This is a genomic window from Lentzea albida, assembly GCF_900111005.1.
GTDB lineage: Bacteria > Actinomycetota > Actinomycetes > Mycobacteriales > Pseudonocardiaceae > Lentzea > Lentzea albida.
Window position 1 is genome coordinate 41,274 of the sequence record NZ_FOFV01000028.1, and the last position, 9,044, is coordinate 50,317.

Here is a 9,044-nt window from a genome sequence, read left to right on the forward strand (position 1 = left end):
TCAACGGATGCGCGTCGGGCACGCCCGCCAGCAACGCGGCCACCGCGTCGCGGTCCGACACGTCACACGCCACCACTCGGACCGACGCTCCCAGCGCGGCCAACTCCTCCCCGATCCCCTCGCCACGGCCACGCCTGCTGGCCAGCACCAGGTGCCGCACCCCGTGCTCGGCGACCAGGTGCCGGGCGAGCCGGGCACCCAGTCCGCCGGTGCCGCCCGTGATCAGCACCGTGCCCTCGGGCTCCCAGTCGAGCCCGGTACCGGCGGGTACCGGCGCGACCCGCGCCAGCCGGGCCGCGAACACCTCGCCGTCCCGCACCACGACCTCGGGCTCCCCGGTGGCCGCGGCGGCCAGCAGCAGAGCCTCGTCGGCATCGCCGGATTCCACGTGGACCAGTCCGAAGCGACCGGGGTGTTCCGACTGCGCGGACCGGACCAGACCACGCGCCGCGGCGACGGACACGCCTCGCCCGGTCACGAAAACCGTTCGAGAGGTCACCGAAGCGTGGCGCTGCACGTGATCGAGCACCTCTGCGGCCAGCCGGTGAGCCGTGTCTACCACGTCCCCGCGGTCGTCCTCGATCCGCACCAGGAAGACCTCGTCCGAGGACGCGCCTGCGCCAGGTCCGTGAAGAGCGATCGGAACCCGGTCGATCCGGAACAGGTCGTCCTGGCCCGGCGAGAGCCGTCCCTCCGGCACCGGGCGCAGGACCAGGGACCCGATCGACGCGACCGGGCCACCGGACTCGTCGGTGATCGCGAGGGAAAGCCCACCGGTGGGCAGGCCCGACAACCGCACCCGCACCGCGGTGGCACCGGTGGCGTGCAGCGACACGTCCTCCCAGGAGAAGGGCAGCCCGAGCGAAGTGCCCTCGACGAAACCACCCGCGTGCAGCGCCGCGTCCAGCAGCGCCGGGTGGATGCCGAACCCGGCGGGCTCGTCGGGCAGGACGACCTCGGCGAAGACGTCCCCGTCCCGCCGCCACACCGACCGCAGACCGCGGAACACCGGTCCGTACCCGAGCCCGGCCTCCTCCAGCCCTTCGTAGAACCCCTCCAGGTCGACCTCTTGTGCGCCCAAGGGCGGCCACGGCGCGAGGGCGGACATCGCGCCGGAGCCCACCTCGGTGAGGACGCCCGTGGCGTGCTCCGTCCACGGCGAATCGCCGCTGTCGGACCGCGAGTGGACGGTCACCTGACGGCTACCGGCCTCGTCGCGGTCGCCGACGTGGACCTGCACCTGGACCGCGCCGTGCTCCGGCAGGACCAGCGGTGCCGACAGCGTCAGTTCCCGGATCCGACCGCACGCGACCTCGTCGCCCGCGCGCACCGCGAGCTCGACGAACCCGGCGCCCGGGAACAGCACCCGATCCCCGACGACGTGATCGGCCAGCCAGGGCTGCGCCGACAGCGACAGCCTGCCGGTGAGCACCACCTCGCCGGTGCCGGCCACCCGCAACGACGCGGCCAGCAGCGGGTGGCCGGGGCGATCGAGCCCCGCCGCGGCCACGTCGCCGAGGAACGCCGTTCCGCTGGGCCAGAACCACCCGTGGTCGAAGGGGTAGGTCGGCAGGTCCGCAAACCGCCCGGTAGGGACGATGCTGTGCCAGTCGACCTCCACACCGTTGACGTGCAGAACACCGATCGCAGTCACCAGTGACGTCTCTTCGTCGCGGCCCCTGCGCAGGGCGGGAACCGCCAGACCTCCCTCGACCAGACCGGCCAGCACGCCATCCGGGCCCAGCTCCAGGAACGCCGACACCCCAGCGTCCGTCAACGCCTCGACACCGTCGGCGAACCGGACAGCCTCCCGCACGTGCCGCACCCAGTACTGCGGCGAGCACACCTCATCGGTGACCAGAGCACCGGTCACGTTCGACACCAGCGGAACACGCGGCTCCGCGAACGACAAACCCTCCAAAGCCCGGGCGAACTCGTCGAGCATCGGCTCCATCAACGGCGAGTGGAACGCGTGCGACACCCGCAGACGCGTGACCTTGCGATCCTCGAAGCGGGCCGTCACGGCCAGCACAGCAGTCTCGTCCCCTGCCACGACGACGGAGGACGGGCCGTTCACCGCCGCGATCGACACGCCCTCGCCCAGCAGTGGGAGCACCTCGGCCTCAGTGGCAGCGATGGCGACCATCGCACCACCTGACGGCAACGCCTCCATCAACGCGGCACGCGCCCGCACCAGTGCACAAGCACCGTCGAGCGACAACACCCCGGCGACATGCGCCGCCGCGACTTCACCGATCGAATGTCCCGCCACGAAATCCGGGCGAACACCCCACGACTCGACCAGGCGGAACAACGCCACCTCGACCGCGAACAGTGCGGGCTGAGCGAACCCGGTGCGGTTCAACAACTCCTGATCCGCACCCCACATGACGTCACGCAGACCCGGCTCCAGCCGGTCCAGCACCTCGTCCAACGCCGCAGCGAACACCGGGAACCGCCCGTACAGCTCCCGGCCCATCCCCAGACGCTGCGAACCTTGACCGGAGAGCAGGAACGCCAGCTGTCGTTCAGCGGCAGAACCGCGGGCGACCTCTGTGATCCCCTCCTCCGAAGCCAGCAGGACCGCCCGGTGACCGAAACTCGCGCGTCCCAGCAGAGTCGAGCCCACGTCCACGCGGTGGTCCTCGACCGAACGCACCCGCTCGACCAGTTCCGCCAAAGCCCGCTCGGACTTCGCCGACACCACCCACGGCACCACAGGAACATCCACCGGCTCCGGCACGGCCACCGGCGGAGCCTGTTCGACGATCACGTGCGCGTTCGTGCCACTGATCCCGAACGACGACACACCAGCACGCCGTGGCCGGCCCACCTCCGGCCACGACACGGCCTCGGTCACCAGCTCGACCGCACCCTCGGACCAGTCCACGTGCGACGACGGCGAATCCACGTGCAACGTCTTCGGCACCACGCCATACCGCAGCGCCTGCACCATCTTGATGATCCCGGCGACACCGGCTGCCGCCTGCGTGTGACCGATGTTCGACTTCACCGACCCCAGCAACAAAGGCCGCTCGCGATCCTGACCATAGGTCGCGAGCAGCGCCTGCGCCTCGATCGGATCACCCAGCGTCGTACCTGTACCGTGCGCCTCGACCACGTCCACATCGGACGTTCCGAGTCCCGCACTCGCCAGGGCCTGGCGGATCACCCGCTGCTGCGACGGACCATTGGGCGCCGTCAAACCGTTCGACGCACCATCCTGGTTCACCGCCGAACCACGCACCACCGCCAGCACCCGATGCCCGTTGCGCTTCGCGTCCGACAGGCGCTCCAGCACCAGCACGCCGACACCCTCACCCCAGGCCACGCCGTCGGCGGCGTCCGCGAACGACTTGCAGCGCCCGTCCGGCGACAGCCCGCGCTGCCGGGAGAACTCGACGAAGACCTCCGGAGTGGACATCACCGTCACACCACCGGCCAACGCCAGCGAGCACTCCCCCGCTCGCAGCGCCTGGGCCGCCAGGTGCACCGTCACCAGGGACGAGGAGCACGCCGTGTCCACCGTCACCGCGGGTCCCTCGAAACCGAGGGCGTAGGACACCCGGCCGGACGCCACGCTCGGCGAACTGCCGGTACCGCGCAGGCCCTCGAACTCGTCCCCGGTCAGCAGGGCGCCGTAGTCGTTGTACATCACGCCCGCGAACACACCGGTCCGACTACCCCGCAACGACACCGGATCGATCCCGGCCCGCTCCACCGCCTCCCACGACACCTCCAGCAACAACCGCTGCTGCGAATCCGTCGCCAACGCCTCCCGAGGAGACATCTCGAAGAAGTCCGGGTCGAACCGGCCCGCGTCGTGCAGGAACGCACCCTGCCGGACGTGCGTGGTCCCGACGTGGTCGGGATCCGGGTGGTGGACGCCGTCCAGGTCCCAGCCCCGGTTGACGGGGAAGCCGGAGATGACGTCCCGCTCCTCTAGGACGACCTGCCACAGGTCCTCAGGCGACTCCACTCCTCCCGGGTAGCGGCAGGACATGCCGACCACCACGACCGGGTCGTCCGAGCCGGACGGCACGGAGACCGGTGGCGGTGTGCGCACGACGGCCGCCGACCCCGTCAACTCCTCGCGGAGGAAGGTCGCCAGCGCCGCGGGGGTCGGGTGGTCGAACACCAGGGTCGCGGGCAGGCGGAGCCCGGTCTCCGCGGCCAGCCGGTTGCGCAACTCCACGGACGCGAGCGAGTCGAAGCCGAGAGCGCGGAACTCCCTTGCGGGATCGATCCTCCCGATGTCGGAGTGCCCCAGTGCCAGCGCGACCTGAGCGCGGACCAGCTCCAGCACCGCCCTCGGCCACTCCGCCTCGTCCAGTCCGGCCAGCCTGCCGGCGAATCCCGACGTCACCACCGCCGATCGCGGGGAAGGCCGCGTGATCATCCCTCGTAGCAGCGGCGGTACGTCGCCGAGCGCCCGGAGCGCGGGCAGGTCCAGCCGCACCGGGACGACCGCGGGCTCGTCCGCGGCCAGGGCGGCGTCGAAGAGAGCAAGTCCCTTTTCCACCGACAGCGGCGGCATCCCGGAGCGGGCCAGGCGCTCCATGTCCGCGTCCGACAGGCTGGCGGTCATGCCCGCGGACTGCGCCCACGAGCCCCACGCGAGCGACACCGACGGCAGTCCCGAATCGCGCCGGTGCCGGGCGAGCTCGTCCAGGAAGACGTTGGCCGCCGCGTAGTTCGCCTGCCCTGGCGCACCGAACACGCCCGCCGCCGAGGAGAACGTCACGAACCTGTGCAGGCCGAGACCGGCGGTGAGCTCGTGCAGATGCCATGCGGCGTCCACCTTCGGCCGCAACACCGCAGCCAGCCGTTCCGGCGTCAACGACTCCACCAGACCGTCGTCCAGCACACCCGCCGCGTGGATCACAGACGTGCACGGGTGTTCGGCCAGCAGGTCCGCCAGCTCGGCCCGGTCCGAGACGTCGCACGCGCGCACGACGACCTCGGCGCCGAGGCCGGTCAGGTCGTCGGCCAGCAGGGGTGCGCGGCCACTTCGGCTCACCAGCACGAGGCGGCGGACGCCGTGCTCGGTCACCAGGTGGTGGGCCAGCAGTCCGCCCAGACCTCCGGTGCCTCCCGTGATCAGCACCGTCCCGTCCGGATCCCAGCCGTTCTGCGGCGGCGGAACCGGAACGCGGACGAGCCGTGGCGCGAACACCTGTCCACCGCGGATCAGCACCTCCGGCTCCCCCGGATCGAGCGCCGCAGGCAGCGGTTCACCGGGTGCCAGCTCGACCAGGCCGAAGCGCCCGGGGTGCTCGGACATCGCCGAGCGGACCAGGCCGCGCACGGCGGCGGCACGCACGCCCGTGCGCGTCACGAACACGAGCCGGCGCCCGGCTGTCTCGTCGCTCGCGAGCCACTGCCGGACCAGTTCGAGGACGCGGGTGGTGCTGTCGTGCACCGCACCGACGACGTCCTCCTGGCTCTCGCCGACGACAGCCAGGACGAGGCCCGTGCTCCCACCCTCGACCGCGGCGACGTCCAGGCCGATCACGGCGGCGGGCGCCTCGACCGACCGCATCACGACCGGGACCAGGTCGACCCGGTAGAGGTCGTCCCCGACAACGCCGAACTGCTCGGGCGTCACCGACCGCAACGCCAGCGAGTCGACCGACGCCACCGGCGCACCACGCTCGTCGGTGATCGCCAGGGACACCGCGTTCCCACCGGCGCGAGCCATCCGGACGCGCACCGCGGACGCCCCGGTGGCGTACAGGCACACCCCTTCCCACGCGAACGGCAGGCCGCCGCCGACGCCCTCGGCGAACACGCTCGCGTGCAGCACGGCGTCGAGCAGTGCCGGGTGCACGCCGAACGCGGCCGCGTCGGGCACGTGGTCCGGGAGCGCGACTTCCGCGAACACCTCCGTGCCGCGGCGCCAGACCGCGCGCAGGCCCTGGAACACCGGACCGTAGGCGAACCCGGCGCTCGCGAGGCCGTCGTAGAGGCCGACCAAATCGACCGGCTCGGCACCCTCGGGCGGCCAGGTCACCTCCACGTCTTCCGACGGGGACGCGAGGTCGGGACTCAGCGTTCCGGTGGCGTGCCGGGTCCACTCCTGCTCGACGTCGTCGGCGGGTCGCGAGTGCACCCGCACCTCCCGCCGGCCCGTCCCGTCGGCGGCACCGACCCAGACCTGGAGCTGCACCGCGCCCGTCTCCGGCAGCAGCAGCGGAGCGGCGACCGTCAGGTCCTCGACGGCGGGGCAGCCGACCTCGTCGCCCGCGCGCACCGCCAGCTCGACGAACGCCGTGCCCGGGAACAACACCCGTCCCAGGACGTCGTGATCGGCCAGCCAGGGGTGGGTCGACAGCGACAACCGGCCGGAGAGCACCACCTCGTCCGCACCGGCCACGACCACGGCCGCACCGAGCAGCGGGTGTGCCGCGGAGCTCAACCCGGCCGACGTCATGTCGGCGGGCGCGGTCCCCAGGCGGCCGAGCCAGAAGCGTTCGCGCTGGAACGCGTAGGTCGGCACGTCGACCAGCCGCCCGGTCGAGATCACCCGGCGCCAGTCCACCTCCGCGCCGTGCACGAACAGGCGGGCCACCGCGGTCAGCAGCGAGACCTCCTCACCGCGGTCCTTGCGCAGAGCGGGCACCGCGGGCACGTCGCCCACCAGAGCCGAGAGCACACCGTCGGGGCCGAGTTCGAGGACGGCCGACACGCCGGCCTCGGACAGGGTCCGGACGCCGTCGGCGAACCTCACGGTCTCCCGGACGTGTCGCACCCAGTACTCCGGATCACACACCTCGTCCGTGACGAGGCCTCCGGTCAGCGCCGAGACGAAGCGGAGCCGGGGGCGCGCGAACGACAGGCCTCGCACGATCCCGGCGAACTCCGCCAGCATCGGGTCCATCAGCGGCGAGTGGAAGGCGTGCGAGACCCGCAGCCGCGAGGTCCTCCGGTCGGCGAACGCGCGGAGCACACCGTCCACAGCGGACTCTTCGCCCGCGATCACGAGCGACGACGGCCCGTTGACGGCGGCGATCGACACGCCGTCGCCGAGGTGGGCGGCGACCTCGGCCTCTTCCGCCTCCAGGGCCACCATCGCGCCGCCCTCCGGCAACGCCTGCATCAGCCGCGCCCGCGCGTCGACCAGCGCGCACGCGTCGGCCAGCGACAGGACACCGGCCACATGTGCCGCGGCGATCTCCCCGATCGAGTGCCCGCCCACGAGGTCCGGGACCACACCCCAGGACTCCACCAACCGGAACAACGCCACCTCGACCGCGAACAACGCGGGCTGCGCGAACTCCGTGCGGTTCAGCCGTTCGTGGTCGGTGCCCCACATCGCGTCGCGCACGCCGGGGCCGAAGTGCTCCAGCACCTCCTCCACCGCGGCCGCGAACACCGGGTACCGGTCGGACAGCTCACGCCCCATGCCCAGCCGCTGCGACCCCTGACCGGAGAACAGGAAGGCGACGGACCGGCCACCCGCGTGGGCCCGAGCGGCCTCCACCACGCCCTCGTCCGAGGCCAGCAGGACCGCGCGGTGCCCGAACACCGCACGTCCCGCGAGAGTCCAGCCGACATCGGTCCGGGCGCCGCGCGCGGACCGGACGCGGTCGAGCTGGTCGGTCAGGGCGCCGTCCGTCTTGGCCGTCACCACCCACGGCACCAGCGCGGCGGTGGCGGGCTCGGGCTGCTCGGCCTCCTGGTGGTGTTCCAGGACCACGTGCGCGTTGGTGCCGCTGACCCCGAACGCGGAGACCGCGGCTCGGCGCGGCCGGTCGGCCTCAGGCCAGGCGGTGCTCTCGCGCACCAGCTCGACCGCTCCGGAACCCCAGTCCACGTGGGACGAGGGCACGTCGGCGTGCAGGGTCTTCGGCACGACGCCGTGCCGCATCGCCAGCACCATCTTGATCACCCCGGCGACACCCGCGGCGGCCTGCGTGTGACCGAGGTTGGACTTGACGGACCCCAGCAGCAGCGGCCGGACCCGGTCCTGGCCGTAGGTGGCGAGCAGCGCCTGCGCCTCGATCGGATCGCCGAGGGGGGTCCCCGTGCCGTGCGCCTCTACGGCATCCACATCGGACACCGACAGTCCGGCCTGCGCCAGCGCCGACCGGATGACCCGTTGCTGCGCGGGTCCGTTCGGCGCGGTGAGGCCGCTGCTCGCGCCGTCCTGGTTGATCGCGGAGCCGCGGATCACGGCGAGCACGGGGTGTCCAGCCCGTTCGGCGTCGGACAGTCGCTCCAGCAGCAGCACGCCGGCACCCTCACCCCACGCCGTGCCGTCCGCGTCGTCGGAGAACGCCTTGCAGCGCCCGTCCGCGGCCAGGCCGCGCTGGCGGGAGAACTCCACGAACATGTCCGGGGTGGGCATGACCGTGACCCCGCCCGCGAGGGCCAGCGAGCACTCGCCCTTGCGCAGGGCGTGGGCCGCCCAGTGCAGCGCCACCAGGGACGACGAGCACGCGGTGTCCACGGTGATCGCCGGGCCCTCCAGCCCGAGGAGGTAGGCGACCCGACCGGAGGTCACGCTGGTCGACACACCGGTCATCAGGTGGCCCTCCACCGACTCGGGCACCTCGGCTCCCGACGCGTACCCGGTGCCGTAAGAACCGATGAAGGTTCCCGTCCGGCTTCCCCTCAGGGTGAGCGGGTCGATCCCGCCGCGCTCGACCGCCTCCCACACGACCTCCAGCAACAGGCGCTGCTGCGGGTCCATCGCGAGAGCCTCGCGAGGGGAGATCCCGAAGAACTCCGCGTCGAACTCCGTCGCGCCCTCCACGAACCCACCGCGGGTGGAGTAGGTCCTGCCGCGCTCGTCCGGGTCCGGACTGAACAACGCGTCGACGTCCCACCCCCGGTCGCGGGGGAACTCCGACATCGCGTCACGGCCGTCTGCCAGCAGGGACCACAGCTCCTCGGGCGATCCGACGCCGCCCGGGTACCGGCAGGCCATACCGACGATGGCGATCGGCTCGGCGTCCGACGCCTCCTTCGCCTGCAGTCGCCGACGCGTCTGCTGGAGATCGGTGGTGACCAGCTTGAGGTAGTCGCGGAGCTTGTCCTCG

The 9,044-nt window shown here is 72.4% G+C and carries 1 protein-coding gene; it reads right to left on the reverse strand.

Annotated elements, in window-relative coordinates; genetic code table 11:
• Window positions 1-9,016 (reverse strand): SDR family NAD(P)-dependent oxidoreductase (locus BMY74_RS41510; RefSeq protein ID WP_425434903.1); only part of this gene is annotated, 9,016 nt, incomplete at its 3' end.
• Window positions 9,017-9,044 lie beyond the last annotated feature (28 nt).